The organism is Micromonospora sp. NBC_00362 (assembly GCF_026342155.1).
Lineage (GTDB): Bacteria > Actinomycetota > Actinomycetes > Mycobacteriales > Micromonosporaceae > Micromonospora > Micromonospora hortensis.
The window spans coordinates 3,006,359-3,024,931 of sequence record NZ_JAPENH010000001.1 but is presented as its reverse complement, the minus strand read 5'-3'; the positions used below and the strand labels follow the sequence as shown (position 1 = coordinate 3,024,931).

General features: G+C 70.3%; 15 protein-coding genes. 11 read left to right on the top strand and 4 right to left on the bottom strand.

Annotated features, from left to right (window positions below):
- Positions 1–123: 123 nt before the first annotated feature.
- Both OG992_RS13675 and OG992_RS13670 read right to left on the bottom strand, forming a co-directional pair.
- Positions 124–2,016, bottom strand: a complete 1,893-nt coding sequence (locus tag OG992_RS13675) for a HAMP domain-containing sensor histidine kinase (protein WP_266303406.1) — start codon at positions 2,014–2,016, stop codon at positions 124–126.
- Positions 2,006–2,701, bottom strand: coding sequence for a response regulator transcription factor (locus OG992_RS13670; RefSeq protein ID WP_238687136.1), 696 nt, complete (start codon positions 2,699–2,701; stop codon positions 2,006–2,008). Before OG992_RS13670 ends, OG992_RS13675 begins: the two co-directional genes overlap by 11 nt.
- Before the next feature lie 113 nt (positions 2,702–2,814).
- Between OG992_RS13670 and OG992_RS13665 the strand changes: the two genes are divergently transcribed.
- The 4 genes from OG992_RS13665 (at position 2,815) to OG992_RS13650 (ending at position 6,425) form a co-directional block, all read left to right on the top strand.
- The gene (locus OG992_RS13665) at positions 2,815–3,429 is read left to right on the top strand and encodes a hypothetical protein (protein ID WP_238687135.1); all 615 of its coding nucleotides are present in this window, start codon (positions 2,815–2,817) and stop codon (positions 3,427–3,429) included.
- Positions 3,416–4,549: an efflux RND transporter periplasmic adaptor subunit gene (locus OG992_RS13660; protein WP_238687134.1), complete on the top strand. Its 1,134-nt coding sequence runs from the start codon at positions 3,416–3,418 to the stop codon at positions 4,547–4,549. Before OG992_RS13665 ends, OG992_RS13660 begins: the two co-directional genes overlap by 14 nt.
- Positions 4,549–5,238, top strand: a complete 690-nt coding sequence (locus tag OG992_RS13655) for an ABC transporter ATP-binding protein (RefSeq protein WP_266305202.1) — start codon at positions 4,549–4,551, stop codon at positions 5,236–5,238. Before OG992_RS13660 ends, OG992_RS13655 begins: the two co-directional genes overlap by 1 nt.
- Before the next feature lie 65 nt (positions 5,239–5,303).
- Complete coding sequence (locus OG992_RS13650; protein WP_266305201.1) at positions 5,304–6,425, top strand: ABC transporter permease; 1,122 nt, start codon at positions 5,304–5,306, stop codon at positions 6,423–6,425.
- Positions 6,426–6,550: 125 nt separating this feature from the next.
- On the opposite strand, the gene OG992_RS13645 is transcribed toward OG992_RS13650, so the two are convergent.
- Entirely contained in the window at positions 6,551–7,414 is an 864-nt protein-coding gene (locus tag OG992_RS13645) for a YhjD/YihY/BrkB family envelope integrity protein (protein ID WP_238687133.1), read from the bottom strand.
- A 51-nt stretch (positions 7,415–7,465) separates the two neighbouring features.
- On the opposite strand from OG992_RS13645, the gene OG992_RS13640 reads away from it, so the two are divergent.
- The 7 genes from OG992_RS13640 to ispG all read left to right on the top strand — a co-directional run bounded on the left by OG992_RS13640 (position 7,466) and on the right by ispG (position 17,712).
- Complete coding sequence (locus OG992_RS13640; RefSeq protein WP_266303405.1) at positions 7,466–8,017, top strand: GNAT family N-acetyltransferase; 552 nt, start codon at positions 7,466–7,468, stop codon at positions 8,015–8,017.
- A 449-nt stretch (positions 8,018–8,466) separates the two neighbouring features.
- Positions 8,467–12,438 carry a CARDB domain-containing protein gene (locus tag OG992_RS13635; protein WP_266303404.1) on the top strand — a complete coding sequence of 1,324 codons (3,972 nt, stop codon included), beginning with the start codon at positions 8,467–8,469 and terminating at the stop codon, positions 12,436–12,438.
- Between the two features lie 358 nt (positions 12,439–12,796).
- Positions 12,797–13,249, top strand: a complete 453-nt coding sequence (locus OG992_RS13630) for a hypothetical protein (RefSeq protein WP_266303403.1) — start codon at positions 12,797–12,799, stop codon at positions 13,247–13,249.
- A gap of 128 nt (positions 13,250–13,377) precedes the next feature.
- Positions 13,378–14,025: a Uma2 family endonuclease gene (locus OG992_RS13625; protein ID WP_266303402.1), complete on the top strand. Its 648-nt coding sequence runs from the start codon at positions 13,378–13,380 to the stop codon at positions 14,023–14,025.
- A 43-nt stretch (positions 14,026–14,068) separates the two neighbouring features.
- Positions 14,069–15,280: a 1-deoxy-D-xylulose-5-phosphate reductoisomerase gene (gene dxr / locus OG992_RS13620; RefSeq protein WP_266303401.1), complete on the top strand. Its 1,212-nt coding sequence runs from the start codon at positions 14,069–14,071 to the stop codon at positions 15,278–15,280.
- Positions 15,280–16,530: an RIP metalloprotease gene (locus tag OG992_RS13615; protein ID WP_238686859.1), complete on the top strand. Its 1,251-nt coding sequence runs from the start codon at positions 15,280–15,282 to the stop codon at positions 16,528–16,530. The genes dxr and OG992_RS13615 overlap by 1 nt, the downstream gene beginning before the upstream one ends.
- 9 nt (positions 16,531–16,539) lie before the next feature.
- Positions 16,540–17,712 carry a flavodoxin-dependent (E)-4-hydroxy-3-methylbut-2-enyl-diphosphate synthase gene (gene ispG / locus OG992_RS13610; protein WP_210787026.1) on the top strand — a complete coding sequence of 391 codons (1,173 nt, stop codon included), beginning with the start codon at positions 16,540–16,542 and terminating at the stop codon, positions 17,710–17,712.
- Positions 17,713–17,895: 183 nt separating this feature from the next.
- Here ispG and OG992_RS13605 read toward each other — a convergent pair whose 3' ends face one another.
- Positions 17,896–18,489, bottom strand: a complete 594-nt coding sequence (locus OG992_RS13605; RefSeq protein ID WP_238686858.1) for a PadR family transcriptional regulator — start codon at positions 18,487–18,489, stop codon at positions 17,896–17,898.
- Positions 18,490–18,573 lie beyond the last annotated feature (84 nt).

Genomic DNA, 18,573 nt, shown 5'->3' with positions numbered 1-18,573 from the left:
CCCCACCCCCACCCCCACCCCCACCCCCACCCCCACCCCCACCCCCACCCCCACCCGCCACCCGCCCCGGTGATCAAGAGGTTTGCGTCATTTGACTGCCTGGTGGTGACGCAAACCTCTTGATCAACCAGATGGGGCGGAGGGTGGGGTGGGGGTTGGGGTGGTGGGGGTGGGGGCAGCGGGTGGGGGTAGGTGGAGGGTGAAGGTGGAGCCTTGGGTGGGGGTGCTGGTGGCGCTGACAGTGCCGCCGTGGGCCTCGGTGAGCTTGCGCACGATGGCGAGGCCCAGGCCGCTGCCGCCGGTCTGCCGACTCCGGGACTTCTCGGCCCGCCAGAAGCGGTCGAAGACCCGGGGCAGGTCCTCGGCGCTGATACCGCTGCCGGTGTCGGTCACCGAGACGATGACCTCGGCGTCGGTAGCGCTGGCGCTGAGCGTCACGCGCCCGCCCGGCGGGGTGTGCCGTACCGCGTTGGCGACCAGGTTGCCGACGGCCTGGCGGAGTCGCACCGGGTCGGCGTCCACCTGCGGGTCGGCCCCGGTGCGTACCGTGATGGTGACGCCGACCCGGTCGGCCTGGGCCCGGTGCGCCTCCGCGACCTGGGCGAGCAGGTCGGTGAGGTAGACCTCCTCACGGTGCAGCCGCAGCGCGCCCGCGTCGGCCTCGGCCAGGTCCTGCAGGTCGGTGATCACGTGCTGGAGCAGTGTCGCCTCCTCCAGCAGTGAGGAGAGCAGCCGGCGGTCTGGGGCCGCGACGCCGTCCTCGACCGCTTCGAGCCAGCCCCGGATGTTGCTCACCGGCGTACGCATCTCGTGGGCGATGTCGCTGACCATGGCCCGGCGTAGCTGCTCCAGCCGTTCCCGGCGTTCGGCCATGTCGTTGAATGCTTCGGCCAACCGGGCGATCTCGTCGCGGCCGGTCACCCTGACCCGTGCGGCGACGTCGCCGTCGCGCATCCGCTGGGCGGCCCCGGTCAGCGCGTGCAGCGGACGGGTCAACCGGATGCCAGCCAGGACTGTGAAGCCGATCGTCACCAGCAGGACAAGACCGGCGACCGCGACGATGCGGGTCTGGTTGCCGGGGGAGAGGTCGAAGGTGGTCGACTGGCGACCGCCCGGGTCGCTGACGAAGAGAGTCGCGGCCGGAGCGACGTACGGAAGGAGTTGTTCGCGTCGACTGGTGCCGACGCAGGCACTGACCGCCCGGTTGTGCTCCTGGTCGACGCCGGCCGCGCTGCGGGAGTCGGGTGCGCTGGCCGCCGGCTGCCTCGTCCAGGTCCAGTTCAGGTCCACCTGTACGGCGGGCAGGCGACGCCGCGCCAGGCAGGTGTTCACCAGGGCGTTGAGTTGGGCGAGCGCCTTGCCCTCGGTGGGCGTACGGGTCGCGAGATCCTCTCTCAGCTGGCCGCAGACGGCACTGTCGGCGAGGTTGGTGCCCGGGGTGTCGATCCGTGGGCGGCCGGTGGGGCCGTCCACGACGGTGGCGTCGATCTGCGCCCGCAGCCGCAGACACTGGACCGCCTCGGCCGCCCTGTCGCGCAGTGCGGCGCGCTCCTCGGGCGGGAGCAGGTACGGCCCGGTGGTGCGCGGGTCGATGCGGCTGGTGCCGCTGTCACCGCTGCCCGGCAGTGTGGTGCCGGGCATCAGGGCGGTGTCGACAGCGAGCGCGTCGACTGTCGCGGACGACGTCGTCGGCAACGGGCCAGCGCCGGGGGCCGAGTCCGCGATCGGCGCACCGGTGTCGGTGGTCAGGGCGATCCGCCGGCCGACGTCCTGGGCGAGCGGCCGAAGGGCCGCGTCGACCCCGTCCCAGTTCGGGTGGGTCGCCGCGTACGCGAGCACCGTGTCGTAGATGCGCGCGTCGTCGGCGAGCGCTTTCCCCTGCTCCTGCCGGATCGCCCCGGTGGTGGTGCGGACGGCCAGCCACGCGGTCGCCGCGATCGAGCCGATGGCGATGAGGACGGCCAACGCCAGCAGTCGGAGCAGCAGGCTGCGGCGCAGCGGGACCTCACCCGACACGGGGTGACTCTTCGACCAACTTGTATCCGATGCCGTACACGGTCACCAACCGGGCCGGCTTGCGCGGGTTCGGCTCGATCTTCCGGCGGAGGTTCATCACGTGCACGTCGACGGTCCGGTTGGTGATGTACCTGTCGAACCCGTGCAGGTAGCCCAGGAGCTGATCCCGGGTGAACGCCCGGGCGGGCTGGGCGGCCATCGCCTGGAGCAGCTGGAACTCACCGGGTGTGCAGTCGACGAGGCGTCCGTCGCTGCGTACCTCGTGGCGCACCGGGTCGACGTGCACCGCGCCGACCCGCAGCACCGGGTCCGCCTGCGTCCGTTGGCCCCGGCGCAGCAGGCTGCGGGCCCGGGCGACGAGTTCACGCGGGCTGTACGGCTTCGTCATGTAGTCGTCGGCGCCCAGGTCGAGGCCGAGGAGCAGGTCGTCTTCGGTCGACCGGGCGGTCAGCATGAGCACCGGCAGGTCGGACTCCCGGCGCAGGATGCGACAGACGTCGAGGCCGTCGACCTTCGGCATCATCACGTCGAGGATCAGCAGCGCCGGGGGACGCTGACGGATCTGCTCCAGGGCGGCCCGCCCGTCGGCCACCACGACCACCTCGTGCCCCTCGCGTTCCAGATACCGGCGGGCCAGCTCCGCCTGCTTCTGGTCGTCCTCGGCTACCAGCACGTACGCACACACGGCAGCGACTGTACGTGGCCCCGACGGGTTCCAGCACGGCCGCTGAGCTGGGGCTACCGGATGACGACCGGTTCCTTACAGGTCTCTGACACCCGGGCGTGAAGCTGCACGCCATGACCAACTCAACCCATCGGGTCGCCGCCGGACTCGCCGCGGTCACAGTGCTCGCCGTCGCCCTCACCGGCTGCGGCGGTGGTGCGTCCAGCGCCGACAAGGGCGCCGCCAGCGGTGACGTCGCGTCACTCGTCACCCCGTCCGCCCCGGCGAGCGCCACCCCGGCGGGAGGTGCCGCCAACGGTCGGCCGCAGCTTCGCCTGGACATGACCGACGAGGAGGAGGAGCGGCTCTGGGGGACGTACAACATCTGTCTGCATGACAACGGCGTGAAGCTGAACGACGGCCGGTCACAACCAGGCCCGGTGGGGGACGGTACGGGCCTGTCCCTCGACCAGAGCGGGGAGCCGAAGGCGGCGTACGTGGCGTGCGCGAACAAACTGCCGCTCCAGCCGCCGGAGCTGGACCCGGAGAAGAACCCGAACTACGTGAGCCAGTGGAACGACTACGTCCAGTGCCTGCGCGGACGCGGCATGAAGATCCACTCGCTGCCGGACGGTTCCGGCTGGACCTACGACGACGGGGTCGCCGACCCGGCCGGCGGCCTTGAGGGTCCTGCCCTGGCCGCTGCCGAGAGGGAATGCACGATGGAGATCTTCGGTGCCAAGAAGTAACCCGACCGACGATCCTGGTCGGCGGACGACCCGTCCGAAGGCGATCGTGGTGGCGGTGGTGACCCTGGTGGTCGCCGTCGGTGCCGGCGTCGGCGCGCTGGCTCTGCGGCGTCACCCCGGCGGTGACGTCGCGAGCGCCCCACCGCCGGTGACGACGACGACTGTCACCCGGGCCGACCTGTCGGACAGCCGCTCGCTCAACGGCACGCTCGGCTTCGGCCCGGAGCGGTTGGTGAAGGGCGCCGGGGAGGGCGTCGTCACCCGGCTGCCGAAGGTGGGCGACACGGTGGCCCGGGGCAAGCCGCTCTACTGGGTGAACGACCGACCGGTGCCGGTGCTGTTCGGCGGGACGCCGCTCTTCCGCACGCTCGACAAGCCAGGTCTGGTGGGCAGCGACGTACGGATCGTGTCGGACAACCTGAGGGCGCTGGGCTACCACACCGGTTCGCAGCCGTCCCGGGGCACCGACGGCACGAAGATCGGCACGGGTCAGGCGCTGCTCACCGGAAGCCTCGTCGGCGCGATCAGGAAGTGGCAGCAGGCGCTCGGCCTGGACCCCACCGGCACTGTCGGGGTCGGGCAGGTCGCCGTGCTGACCGGCCCGGCCCGGGTCAGCGCGGTGAAGGCGCTGCCCGGTGACCCGGTCGCCGGTGAGCTGCTGGCCGTCACCGAGAAGGTCAAGCTGGTCACCGTGCCGGTCGGGGCCACCGAGGTCGGCGCCATCACTGTGGGCGCCGCAGTGGTCGTCGCCCTGCCGGACAGCTCGGAGATCCCGGCGAAGGTCGCCTCGATCTCGCAGACGGTGCGCGGCGGTGCGTCGGACGGCGGCACCGGGCAGGGCAGCCCGCCGACGGTGGACGTCCTCGTCGCACCGACGCGGGCGGCAGACGTGGCCAGGCTGGACGCGGCAACTGTGCAGGTCCGCTTCACCACCGCCGTCCACAAGGGCGTGCTCGCGGTGCCGGTCGGCGCGCTGGTGGCGCTCCGCGAGGGCGGGCACGCGCTGCAACTGCCCGACGGTGGGCTGGTGGCCGTGGACACCGGGATGTTCGCCCGGGGCCTGGTCGAGGTCACCGGCACCGGTGTGACCGAGGGCCTCGACGTGGTGACGGCATCGTGATCGCCGAGCCGGTGCTGAACGTCGAGGGGGTCAGTAGGACGTACCCCGGCGGGGTGACAGCACTGGACGACGTCTCACTGACAGTGCGCGCTGGCGAGATGCTCGCCATCGTCGGGCCGTCCGGGTCCGGCAAGTCCACGCTGCTGAACATCATGGGCACCCTCGACCTGCCGACCAGCGGCCGGGTACGCGTCGCCGGGCAGGAGGTCACCGCGCTGTCCGACCGTCGGCTCTCCGCGCTGCGGGGCCGCTGGCTCGGTTTCGTCTTCCAGCAGTTCCACCTCACCGACGGACTGGATGCCGCCGAGAACGTCGCCACCGGCCTGCTCTACGCCGGGGTGCCCCGCCGTCGCCGTCGCCGCACCGCTGTCGAGGCGCTGGCCCGGGTCGGCCTGGCGCACCGTGTCGACCACCTGCCGCAGCAGCTCTCCGGCGGGGAGCGGCAGCGGGTGGCGATAGCGCGGGCCCTCGTCAACGAGCCCGCGCTGGTGCTGGCTGACGAGCCGACCGGCGCCCTCGACACTGTCAACGGGGAGGCGGTTCTCGCCCTGCTCACAGACCTCAACGCGGAGGGCACCACCATCGCCGTGATCACGCACGACCGCGATCTCGCCGCCCGTACGCCTCGACGGGTGGAGATCCGCGACGGCCGGATCGTCGCCGACACCGTCACCGGGAGCGGGGCGTGAGCGCGGCCCGGCTCGCTCCGACCGACGTACTCCGGCTCGGTCTGCTCGGCCTGACCACCCGCCGGATGCGGGCCGTCCTCTCCGCCCTGGGCATCTCCATCGGCATCGCCACGTTGGTCGTCGTGGTGGGCATACCCGCGTCCAGCCAGCGCGACCTGATGGACCAGCTCTCCGCCCTCGGCACCAACCTGCTGCGGGCCGAGCCCGTGCCGGATCAGAACCCGCCCGTCCTCCTGCCCGAGGACGCCGCCGCCATGGCGTCGCGGATCGGGCCGGTCGACACCGCGAGCGCTGTCGCGAACACCCACACGGCAGTACGCCGCAACGACCTGCTGGACCGGTACGACACGTCCGGCCTCACCGTGCTCGCGTCCCGGCCGGACCTGTTGGGGACCGTCAACGGCAGGATCCGCAGCGGGCGGGCCCTCGACGCCGGCTCGGCCGGGCTGCCGACAGCCGTCCTCGGCTACGTCGCGGCGAGCCGGCTCGGCTTCGCCACCGTGGACCCCCGGCAACCACCTCAGGTGTTCATCGGCGAGCGCTGGTTCACAGTGATCGGCATCCTGGACCCGTTGCCGCTCTCCCCGGATCTCGACCGCTCGGTGCTGGTTGGGTGGGACGCCGCCAAGGCCATGCTCGGCTTCGACGGTCACCCCACTGTCGTCTACCTGCGGGCCAGGGAGGACGCCTTGGAGGACGTGCGCGCCGTGCTGCCGGCCACACTCAACCCGCAGTTGCCCGGGCTGGTACAGGTCAGCCGCCCCTCTGACGCGCTCGCCGCGAAACGGGCCACCGAGGACAGCTTCTCCGCGCTGTTCCTCGGGTTGGCGGCGGTCGCCCTGTTGGTCGGCGGGATCGGCGTGGCCAACACGATGGTCATCTCGGTGCTGGAGCGCCGTCGGGAGATCGGCTTGCGCCGAGCGCTCGGCGCGAACCGCGGCCAGATCCGGGTGCAGTTCCTCACCGAGTCGGTGCTGCTCAGCGTGCTCGGCGGCACGGCCGGGGCCGCCCTCGGGGTGCTCGCCACCGTCGGCTACGCCAGCTACCAGGGCTGGCCGCCCACGATCCCCCTGACAGCGGTGGCAGGCGGGATAGCCGGCGCCCTCCTGGTAGGTGTGGTGGCCGGCGTCTACCCGTCGATCCGAGCCGCCCGCCTAACCCCCACCGAAGCCCTGAACACCCCCTAACCCCCCGCCCCGCCCCGCCCCCGGCCCCCCGGCCCCCCGGCCCCCGGGCCCGCGGGCCCCCTCAGCCCTCGGTGATCATGAAGTTATTGCCACTCGGCGCGCGTGTCGTGGCAATAACTTCATGATCACCCCGGCGGGTTGGGGGTGGGGGAGTGGGAAGGGCGGGGGTGGGTGGTGCGCCAGTTTGAGAGGGCCAGGGTGGCGGAGTAGCCGGCCAGGACGATCACGTGGAACAGATAGAGCCAGAGGAGGACGGCCACGCCGGCGCCGATGTCGTCGAAACCGCCGAAGGGCACTCCCAGGTCCAGCGGGAGCGAGGCGAAGAGCACGAAACCGTGCAGGAAGCCGGAGAGGTTCGCCGCGGTGAACGACCCGACCCCGAGGGTGGAGAGCCAGTCCGGTGAGGCCGGCCCGACGACCCGGAACACCCACACCAGCACCGGCGTCAGCACCAGCCAGACCGCCAGGAACGACAGCACCACGCCGAGCACGCCGAGCCAACCGCCCTGGCGTACGAGCCGGGTGGTGAGCGGGAGCGCCAGCAGGATCGACAGCAGCAGCGCGGGGGCCGGCGCGAGCAGCGGCAGCAGCAGGAGCCGGCCCCGCCAGCCGACCAGGTGCTCGTCGGAGCGGGGCGCGGCCACCGAGACGAACGCCCGACGAAGGCCCTCGCCGTACAGCGAGGCGGGCAGCAGGGAGGCCAGCGCCAGCAGCGGGGTCAACCCCACCCCGGCGTCGACCAGCGCCTCCACCGCCCGGGGCGCGCCGATCGCTGTGGGCAGGGCCTCCACGGCGTACGAGGTGAGCCGGCGTACCCGGTCGGCCCCGGCCACCAGTGCGGTGAGCCAGATCGCCAGCAGGGCGACCGGCACCACGGCGATCGCCCCGTAGAAGGTGATCGCGGCGGCGTGCAGCGACAGGTCGCGTCCACGCACCGGACGGAACGCGGCACTGGTGATCCGTTTCGCGCGCTGCCATCCGTTGCCCATCGGGTCCTCCTTCCCTGTCGGCGCGGCCGTCACTCCTTAAGATCGCCGGTCATGACTGTTCTCACCACCGAACGCCTGATCCTGCGAGATTGGGCCGACGATCCGGCCGATCTGGCCCGGATCTACGACATCTACTCGCGTCCGGAGATCAGCCGGTATCTGGGCGTGGCGTCGGGTCTGCCGATGACCAACCCGGCCCAGGCCGTCGAGCGGCTGGGGATCTGGCAGGAGCGGCACGCCGCCGACGGCGGCCGGTACGGCACGTGGGCGATCGAGGTACGCGAGACGGGTCAGGTGGTGGGCACTCTGTTGCTCAAGCCGCTGCCGGGGCGCGACGAGTCACGCCGGACCGACGACATCGAGGTGGGTTGGCACCTGCACCCGGACGCGTGGGGTCACGGCTATGCCACCGAGGCGGCCCGTGCGGCGGTGGCCCGGGAGTTCGCCGCCGGTACCCGGGAGATCTATGCGGTCGTGTCGCCGAGCAACGAGCCGTCGATGGCTGTCGCTCGGAGGCTGGGCATGACCCATGTCGGTCGGCGCACCGACTGGTACGGCGGGGAGTCGCTGGAGACCTTCATGTTGACGGCACCAGATGCCTGATCGTTCCGGTACGACCTGACGCAAGATCCGCGCAACTTCGGGGAAGGTGTGGCCTCCAGCAGTCGGGAGGCGGCACCTTCCCCGATTTCGTGGGCGGGTCGGCGCGGGCTGCGGCCGTCAGGGCAGACAAGTCCGTCAATAGTCACGGTGGTCGAAGTGTTGACGCTCTCGTAGCACGTCAGTAACCTTTGGGCCAAAGTAACGCAAGATTTTGACAAAGGTATGCACGGTTCTGTGCATGCTCTCGGAAGATTCAACGGGCCTCCTGGGGAGGCCCGTTGATGGTCGTACCCATCTGGTGTTTCCAGGCCGAGCGGCGCCCCCGCGCCGCCCGTGTCATCCCGTCTCTCTCGATACCGGCCCTCTCGCGTCGGCCGGCGCTGCACCGCCGCACCCCCACCCCGTGGTCCAGCCACCGCGGCAACCGTCCCCCGACGACAAGGACAGTGATGAGACGAACGAATCTGTTCAGGATGGTGGCGGCCACGGCCGCCGCCGCGCTGATCGCGACGGCCGGGGCGACAGCCCTCGCGAACCCGGCCGCCGCCGCCCGCCCGGCCGGCCCGGCGGCCGCGCCGAGCACCGGCTTCGCCCCGGCGGCCACCAACCTCGCCCAGGGCCGTCCCACCCAGGAGAGCGGCCACGCCGACGTCTACGACTCGTCGAAGGTCGTCGACGGCAACGTGGGCAGCTACTGGGAGAGCGTCAACAACGCGTTCCCGCAGTGGGTGCAGGTCGATCTCGGCTCATCACAGAGCGTCAACCAGGTAGTGCTGAAGCTGCCGACCTCTGGTTGGGGCACCCGGACGCAGACGCTGAGCGTGCGGGGCAGCACCAACGGTTCGTCCTTCACCGACCTGGTCGGGTCGCAGACGTACACCTTCAACCCGGCGAGCGGCAGCACCGCCACCATCAACTTCAGCTCGACCTCCACCCGCTACGTCCGGATCACCATCACCGCCAACAGCGGCTGGCCGGCCGGGCAGCTCTCCGAGCTGGAGGTGTACGGCAGCGGCGGCACCACCCCCGACACCACAGCGCCGAGCGTGCCGAGCAACCTCTCGTACACCCAGTCGGGCACTACCATCAGCCTCAACTGGGTCGCGTCGACCGACAACGCGGGCGGCAGCGGCATCGCCGGCTACGACGTCTACCGCAACGGCGCGTTCCTCCAGTCCGTCGGCACCGTGACCACCTTCAACGACACCCAGCCGGCGACGGCGACCGTGTCGTACCACGTCCGGGCCCGCGACGCCGCCGGCAACCTCTCCGGCAACAGCAACACCGTCACCCGAACCGGCAGCGGTGACACCACAGCGCCGAGCGTCCCGGGGACGCTGTCGCACAGCACGTCGGGCAGCACGATCACGCTCAACTGGGGGGCCTCCACCGACTCCGGTGGCAGCGGGCTCGCCGGCTACAACGTCTACCGGGGCGGCAGTCTGATCGCGACGCTGGGCACCGTCCTCACCTACCAGGACACCCAACCGGCGACGGCCACCGTGTCGTACCACGTCCGGGCCCGCGACGGCGCCGGCAACCTCTCCGGCAACAGCAACACCGTCACCCGCACCGGCAGCAACCCGCCCGCCTGCACCAACGTGGCGCAGGGCAAGAGCATGACGGCGAGCGGCTCCACCTTCAGCTTCACCCCCGACAAGGCGAACGATGGCCAGCTCACCACCTACTGGGAGGGCGCGGCGTCCTACCCGCAGAACCTGACAGTGGCGCTGGGCGCGAACCACTCCATCTCCCGTGTCACGGTGAAGCTCAACCCGGACCCGGCCTGGGGCACCCGCACCCAGACCATCCAGGTCCTCGGCCGCGACCAGGGGTCGTCCGCGTACACCAGTCTGGTGTCGGCGGCGGCCTACCAGTTCGCCCAGGGCACCAACCTGGTGACCATCCCGGTCAGCGCGACCACAGCGGACGTGCAGTTGCGGTTCACCGGCAACACCGGTGCCCCGTCCGGCCAGGTGGCCGAGCTTGAGGTGTGCGGCACCCCGGCGCCCAACCCGGATCTGGTCGTCAGCTCGGTGACCTGGTCGCCCACGTCGCCCAGCGAGGTCTCCCCGGTCACCCTCTCGGCAGTGGTGCAGAACATCGGATCGGCCAACGCCGGTGCGACCACTGTGAACTTCAGCCTGGCCGGCGCTGTCGCCGGCAGCGCCTCGGTGGGCGCGCTCGCGGCGGGCGCCTCGACCACCGTGTCGTTCAACGCCGGTACGCGGCCGATGGGCAGTTACGCCGTCTCGGCGGTGGTCGACCCGGCGAACACGATCGTCGAGCAGAACAACGGCAACAACAGCTTCACCGCCGCGTCACCGCTGGTGGTGGCGCAGGCCCCCGGCCCCGACCTCCAGGTGCTCAGCATCGCCTCGAACCCGCCGAACCCGGCCGTCGGGGCGTCCGTCACCTTCACCGTGGCTGTTCGCAACCGGGGCACCTCAGCGACCGGCGCGACCACAGTCACCCGGCTGGTGGCGGGCAGCACCACGCTCAACACCAACACCGCCTCGATCGCCGCTGGCGCGACGGTCACCGTGGCCGTCAGCGGTAGCTGGACCGCCACCAGCGGCGGCGCCACCATCACCGCCACCGCCGACGCCACGAACGTGGTCGCCGAGACCAACGAGACGAACAACGCGTTCAACCAGTCGATAGTGGTCGGTCGTGGGGCTGCCGTCCCGTACGTCTCCTACGAGGCGGAGGCCGGCCGTTACCAGGGCACGCTGCTGGAGGCCGACCCGCTACGGACCTTCGGGCACACCAACTTCGCCAGCGAGTCCTCGGGTCGCAAGTCGGTACGGCTCACCGGCGCCGGCCAGTTCGTCGAGTTCACCTCGGCGAACCAGGCCAACTCCATAGTGGTGCGTAACTCCATCCCCGACGCGGCCGGTGGCGGCGGCATCGAGGCGACCATCAGCCTCTACGTCAACGACGTCTTCTCCCGGAAGTTGACACTGTCGTCGAAGCACAGCTGGCTCTACGGCAACACCGACGGGCCGGAGGCGCTGACCAACACCCCGCAGGCCGACGCCCGGCGGCTCTTCGACGAGTCGAACGCGCTGTTGGCGCAGTCGTACCCGGCCGGCACCCGGTTCAAGTTGCAGCGTGACTCGGGTGACACCGCCTCCTTCTACGTCATCGACATGATCGATCTGGAGCAGGTGGCGCCGGCGGCGAGCCAGCCGGCCGGTTGCACCTCGATCACCTCGTACGGTGCCGTCGCGAACGACGGGATCGACGACACCGCCGCCATCCAGCGTGCGGTGACCGACGACCAGAACGGTGTCATCAGCTGCGTCTGGATTCCCGCCGGGCAGTGGCGGCAGGAGCAGAAGATCCTGACCGACGACCCGCTGAACCGGGGCATGCACAACCAGGTCGGCATCAGCAACGTCACGATCCGGGGCGCCGGCATGTGGCACTCGCAGCTCTACACGCTGACCGAGCCGCAGAACGTGGTGGGCGGCATCAACCACCCGCACGAGGGCAACTTCGGCTTCGACATCGACAAGAACACCCAGATCTCCGACATCGCCATCTTCGGCTCGGGTCGGATCCGGGGCGGTGACGGCAACGCCGAGGGTGGCGTCGGTCTGAACGGTCGCTTCGGCGCCGGTACGAAGATCAGCAACGTCTGGATCGAGCACGCCAACGTGGGCGCCTGGGTGGGCCGCGACTACGACAACATCCCCGACCTGTGGGGGCCGGCCGACGGGCTGGAGTTCACCGGGATGCGGATCCGCAACACGTACGCCGACGGCATCAACTTCAGCAACGGCACGCGTAACTCGCGGGTGTTCAACTCGTCCTTCCGCACCACCGGTGACGACGCGCTCGCCGTCTGGGCCAACCCGTACGTCAAGGACCGCAACGTCGACATCGCGCACGACAACCACTTCGTCAACAACACCATCCAGCTGCCCTGGCGGGCCAACGGCATCGCCATCTACGGCGGCTACGACAACTCGATCGAGAACAACCTGATCTACGACACCGCCAACTACCCGGGCATCATGCTGGCGACCGACCACGACCCGCTGCCGTTCTCCGGCACGACGCTGATCGCCAACAACGGGCTCTACCGCACCGGTGGCGCCTTCTGGAACGAGGACCAGGAGTTCGGTGCCATCACGATCTTCCCGGCCACCAGGGACATCGTCGGGGTCACGATCCGGGACACCGACATCATCGACTCCACGTACGACGGCATCCAGTTCAAGAACGGTGGCGGCAACATACCGAACCTCGCGATCACCAACGTGCGGATCGACAAGTCCGTCAACGGTGCCGGCATCCTCGCGATGAGCGGCGCGCGCGGCAACGCCAACCTGACCAACGTGACAATCACGAACTCGGCCGACGGCAACATCGTCATCCAGCCGGGCTCGCAGTTCGTCATCAACGGCGGCTGACAGTGACCGGGGGCCGCTGCGGCGGCCCCCGGTCGACAACCGCGCCTGATCACCACGATCTCGGTGACGTCGGGGTGTCCGCACGCTGCGGACACCCCGACGTCCGTGTACCCGAGTCGATCATTGCCGGGTAGTGGCGTTAGTCGGACTTCCGACGCCGTCGCCGACGGGCCGAACCGGTCGTGACCGCCGAGGATGGCCGTTGACCTGTTGCTACCGGGTGGGCGGCGGACGTCGTGCTGCCCCTTGACGATGACTTTGAGTGCGTGACGTGCCTCGCGGCGACCTGTCAATGTGGAAGGTAGATCGGCACCGCGATGCGCGGAGGGCTGCCCAGCAGCAGGGTCGGAGGCAGAGCATGGACGACGAAACCGGGTCCACCACAAGCCGGCCGCTGCGGGCCCTACTGCGCTGGTTGGGTGCCGCTGCCGCGATCGCCGGCATCGTGGGTGTGGTGTTCCAGGTGATCGAATGGGCCGGTTCCCGCGTGACGCCAGAGGTGCGGAGCAGCGCGGGAGCGAGCCCGACAGTGGCCACGCCCACCGCAAAGGCGAGCGGCGACGAGCAGTTCGTGCAGGCCGGCCAGTGTGTGCGCAACGTCGGTGGCGCGGCCACAGTGGTGTACGAGATCGCCACGTGTGGTCCCGGGACGTGGCGGGTGCTGGCTCGCGTCGAACAGGCCGTCGTCGACGAGGCGCAGGCCGACGCGGTGTGCGAGGCCCGGGCGCCCGGCTTCGCCGAATACCACTACTCGAACTGGACAAAACGCTCCGACTATCTCGACGTCGTGTTCTGCGTCGCCCCGGTCTGAACGCCGCCCGAACGCGGGGGCCAGGCCGATATCCCAATCTGTCGCACCGCGTGTGCGATGCCGTACCGGGCGGGGCGGCGCGACTAGGCTGAGCTGAGCAGGATGGTCCGCTGAGGGGGTGAGCCCGGATGACCCAGGCAGCGTTCGCGCCGGAGCCGGCGCCGCAGCACACCGAGCCGTCGTTCGACGTGCTGCGGTGGCACGACGAACCCTGGACTGCGCAGCTCGCCCTCGACCTGTTGCCGGAGACCAACGGCCCCAAGGTTGAGGTCCTGAGCGGAAGCGTGATCGTGACACCACATGCCGGGTACGACCATCAGGACGCGGAGTTGGGCCTCGCTTATCTCCTGAAGCAGGCGGCCCGTCAGGCGAAGCTGTGGCTTTATCTTGAGACGAACATCGTCTCGGGCCAGGATCTCTTCATACCGGACATCGTCATTCTCGATGCGCCCGGCGGCGGTCGCACGACGATGGACATCGGGCACGCCGTGCTTCTCGGGGAGATCGTCTCCCCAGGAAACCGACGCACGGACATCATCGACCGCCCGCGTGAGTACGCCGCCGCACGCGTGCCCTTCTTCCTCCGGGTTGACCTGCGCAATCGGGTGCCGACCATCGCGTTGTACGAGCTGACCGAGGGGGAGTACCGGCCCGTGGCTGCCGCTGCGGCCGGGACGCGCTTCGTCATGCGGGAGCCGTTCGAGTTCTCCATCGATCCGGCCGACCTGCTGGGCGAGGAGGCACAGCCCGAAGCGTCGTCGGGGGGGGAGGGCTGAGGCTCCCGGCGGGCGTGCAGCGAGGGTGGGGAAGAATGGCCGGGTGACTTCCCCCCGCGACCTCGTTCTGCTCGGGTCCACCGGCTCGATCGGCACCCAGGCCATCGACATCGTCCGGCGCAACCCGGACCGGTTCCGGGTGGTCGCCGTGGGCGCTGGCGGCGGCAACGTCGAGCTGCTCGCCGCGCAGGCCCTCGAACTGGGCGTCGAGGCGGTCGGGGTGGCCAAGGCCTCCGCCGCGCAGGATCTGCAACTCGCGTTCTACGCCGAGGCGAGCCGACGCGGGTGGGCCACCGGTGACTTCAAGCTTCCCAAGATCGTGGCCGGACCGGACGCCATGACCGAGCTGGCCCAGTGGCCGTGCGACATCGTGCTCAACGGGGTGGTGGGCTCGCTGGGCCTCGCTCCTACGCTGGCCGCGCTGCGCGGTGGTCGTACTCTCGCGTTGGCCAACAAGGAGTCGCTCGTTGCCGGCGGCCCGCTGGTCAAGGCCGCTGTGGCGCGGCCGGGGCAGATCGTCCCGGTCGACTCCGAGCACTCGGCGCTGGCCCAGTGTCTGCGATCCGGTTCGCGTGGTGAGGTGCGTCGGCTGATCGTCACGGCCAGCGGGGGCCCGTTCCGGGGTCGGCGGCGCGACGAGTTGACGCAGGTCACACCCGAGCAGGCGCTCGCACACCCGACCTGGAACATGGGGCCGGTCGTCACGATCAACTCCGCCACCATGGTCAACAAGGCGCTTGAGGTGATCGAAGCGCACGAGCTGTTCGACGTGCCCTACGCCGACATCACAGTGATGGTGCACCCGCAGTCGGTGATCCACTCGATGGTCGAGTTCGTCGACGGGTCGACGATCGCCCAGGCCAGCCCACCGGACATGCGGCTGCCGATCGCGCTCGGCATCGGCTGGCCCGACCGGGTGCCCGAGGCGGCCACCGCCGTCGACTGGACGGCCTCGCACACCTGGGAGTTCGCGCCACTCGACGACGAGGCGTTCCCGGCCGTCGCCCTGGCCAAGGCCGCCGGGGAGACCGGGCGCTGCCGGCCGGCGATCTACAACGCGGCGAACGAGGAGTGCGTGGCCGCGTTCGTGGCGGGCCGGCTGCCGTTCCTCGGCATCGTCGACACCCTCGAACGCGTGTTGGAGGAGGCTCCGGACTTCGACGAACCAGGTACCGTCGAGGACGTGCTCGCGGCCGAGTCGTGGGCACGCGCGCACGCGCAGGAGATCATCGCGGGTTCGGTGGAAGGAGCTTGATGTCGTACCTGCTCGGGGTGGTCCTCTTCGCCCTGGCCATTCTCATCTCGGTGAGCCTGCACGAGGCGGGTCACCTGCTGACCGCCAAGGCGTTCGGGATGAAGGTCACGAAGTACTTCGTCGGCTTCGGCCCCACCATCTGGTCGTTCCGGCGGGGTGAGACGGAGTACGGCCTCAAGGGCATCCCCCTCGGCGGCTTCTGCAAGATCGTCGGGATGACGCCGCAGGACGACGATGTCGAGCCGGGCGACGAGTCGCGCGTGATGTGGCGCTACCCGGTCTGGAAGCGGACGATCGTGATGGCCGCCGGGTCGATCACGCACTTCGCGCTCGCCCTGGTCACCATCTGGATCCTCGCCGTCTCCGCCGGCCTGCCCAACCCCGACTTCCCGACCACCGACGCGCAGGCCCGCCAGGAGCCCGCCGTCATCCAGCTCAGCGAGTGCGTGGTTCCGGAGAACGCGGTGCGGGCGTGCACGAGCACCGACGCGGCCAGCCCGGCCGCCCAGGCGCAACTGCGCAACGGCGACCGGATCACCTCGATCAACGGCACCTCGATCAACTCTTACGGCGACCTGCTCACCGCGCTGCGCGGGCTCAAGCCGGGCGACACCGCGCAGATCGCGTACGTCCGCGACGGGCAGACGAGCACCACCAGCACGGTGCTCGCGCAGACCCAGCGTCCGCCGCTGGACAACCCGACAGGTGCCGCCGCGCCGGTGGCCGCGCTCGGCGTCGGGCTCGTCCCCAGCACCCCGACCCGCGTGACGTACGGCCCGGTCGGCGCCTTCGGCGCCACCGCCGACTTCACCGGTCAACTCGCCGTCGGCACCGCCCAGGCGCTCCAGCGCCTCCCGCAGAAGGTCCCCGCCCTGTGGACCGCCCTCACCGGCGGCGAGCGGGACGTCGACACCCCGATCAGCGTGGTCGGCGCCAGCCGACTCGGCGGGGAAGCGGTGGAGAACAACGCCTGGCTGGTCTTCTTCATGCTCTTCGTGTCGCTGAACTTCTTCATCGGCGTGTTCAACCTGCTGCCGCTTCTCCCGGTGGACGGCGGCCACATCGCCATCGCCTGGTTCGAACGGGCCCGCTCCTGGGTCTACGGGCGGATCGGCCGGGCCGACCCCGGCCGGGTGGACTACCTCAAACTGATGCCCTTCACGTACGTGGTAATCCTGATCGGTGGCGCGTTCACGCTGCTGACCATCGCCGCGGACGTCGTCAACCCCATCACGCTCTTCTCAAGGTGAGTGCCTGAAGTGACAGCTATCAGTCTCGGTATGCCCGCCGTGCCGCCCCCGCCACTCGCTCCCCGTCGGGCCAGCCGCCAGATCATGGTCGGTTCGGTTCCGGTCGGTGGTGGTGCGCCGGTGTCCGTGCAGTCGATGACCACGACCCTCACCTCCGACATCAACGCGACCCTTCAGCAGATCGCCGAGCTGACCGCGTCCGGCTGCCAGATCGTCAGGGTGGCGGTGCCGTCCCAGGACGACGTCGAGGCGCTGCCCGCGATCGCCAAGAAGTCCCAGATTCCGGTGATCGCCGACATCCACTTCCAGCCCAAGTACGTCTTCGCCGCGATCGACGCCGGCTGCGCGGCGGTCCGGGTCAACCCGGGCAACATCCGGCAGTTCGACGACAAGGTCAAGGAGATCGCCCGTGCCGCGGGGGCGGCGGGGACGCCGATCCGGATCGGCGTCAACGCCGGGTCACTGGACAAGCGCCTGCTGAGCAAGTACGGCAAGGCCACCGCCGAAGCGCTTGTCGAGTCGGCGCTGTGGGAGTGCTCGCTGTTCGAGGAGCACGGCTTCCGCGACATCAAGATCTCGGTCAAGCACAACGACCCGGTCGTGATGATCCGGGCTTACCGGCAGCTCGCCGAGCAGTGCGACTACCCGCTGCACCTCGGCGTCACCGAGGCCGGGCCGGCGTTCCAGGGCACCATCAAGTCGGCGGTCGCCTTCGGTGCGCTGCTGGCCGAGGGGATCGGCGACACGATCCGGGTGTCGCTGTCCGCCCCGCCGGTCGAGGAGATCAAGGTCGGCAACCAGATCCTGGAATCCCTCGGTCTGCGCGAGCGGGGCCTGGAGATCGTCTCGTGCCCGTCCTGCGGGCGGGCCCAGGTGGACGTCTACAAGCTCGCCGAGGAGGTCACCGCCGGCCTGGAAGGGCTGCCGGTGCCGCTGCGGGTCGCCGTCATGGGCTGCGTGGTGAACGGTCCGGGCGAGGCTCGGGAAGCCGACCTCGGCGTCGCCTCCGGCAACGGCAAAGGCCAGATCTTCGTCAAGGGGCAGGTCGTCAAGACGGTGCCCGAGGCCCAGATCGTCGAGACCTTGATCGAAGAGGCGCTGCGAATCGCCGACGAGATGGGCGCCGAGCTCCCCGAGGAGCTGCGCGGGCTGGTCACCGGCCCGACCGTCACCGTGCACTGATTCTCCATGTGGAAAAAGCGGCCGTTCCCCGCACGGGGAACGGCCGCTTTTCGTTTGAGCTGATCGTGCGGTTGTGCGCTGTGGTGCTCGTAGCTGTGGTGCGGCCTGGCGGTGTGGTGGGACCTGGCGCTGTGGTGGGACCTGGCGGTGTGGTGCGGCCCGGCGCTGTGGTGCGGCCTGGCGTCACTCGGATTCGGCGAGGATCGCGTACAGCTTGCGCCGGGTCTCGTCGAGCACCTGGGCGGCCCGCTCACGCTGATCGTCCGTGCCGTTCATCATCACCTGGCGCAGAGCGTTCATCGCCTGCGCGCCGGAGTCACGGATGTCGTGCCAGCTGCTCACCGCGCCCTGGGCGACGTCCGCCCACGGCGGGGTCTGCGCGGCCTCGGTGGCCTCCGCCTGACCGGCCTCGGTGACAGTGAACCGCTTCCGTCCACCGCTGGGCTCCTCGGTGCTGGCGACGATCACGCCCTCGTCCTCCAGGAGCTGAAGGGTGGGGTAGATCGAGCCCGGGCTCGGCCGCCACGCACCGCCGGTGCGGGAGTCGATCTCCTGGATCATCTCGTAGCCGTGCATCGGCCGCTCGGTGAGCAGGGCCAGCACGGACGCTCGGACGTTGGGGCGTCGGCCCCGACCCCGTCCACGGCCCCGGCCGCCCCAGGGGCCGCCGTGTCCGTGCTCGTGGCCATGACCGTGCGGACCGGGCGGGACCGGCGGGAAGCCGAACCCCCGCATCCGGGCCTCGTGCATCGGGTGGTGCTGTCGGTGGAACCTCATCGGGTTCTTCCTTCCCTAGGACTATCGCTGATGCATCAACGATATATCGGCAATGCATCGCCGACAACCCTCATTTACCAAACC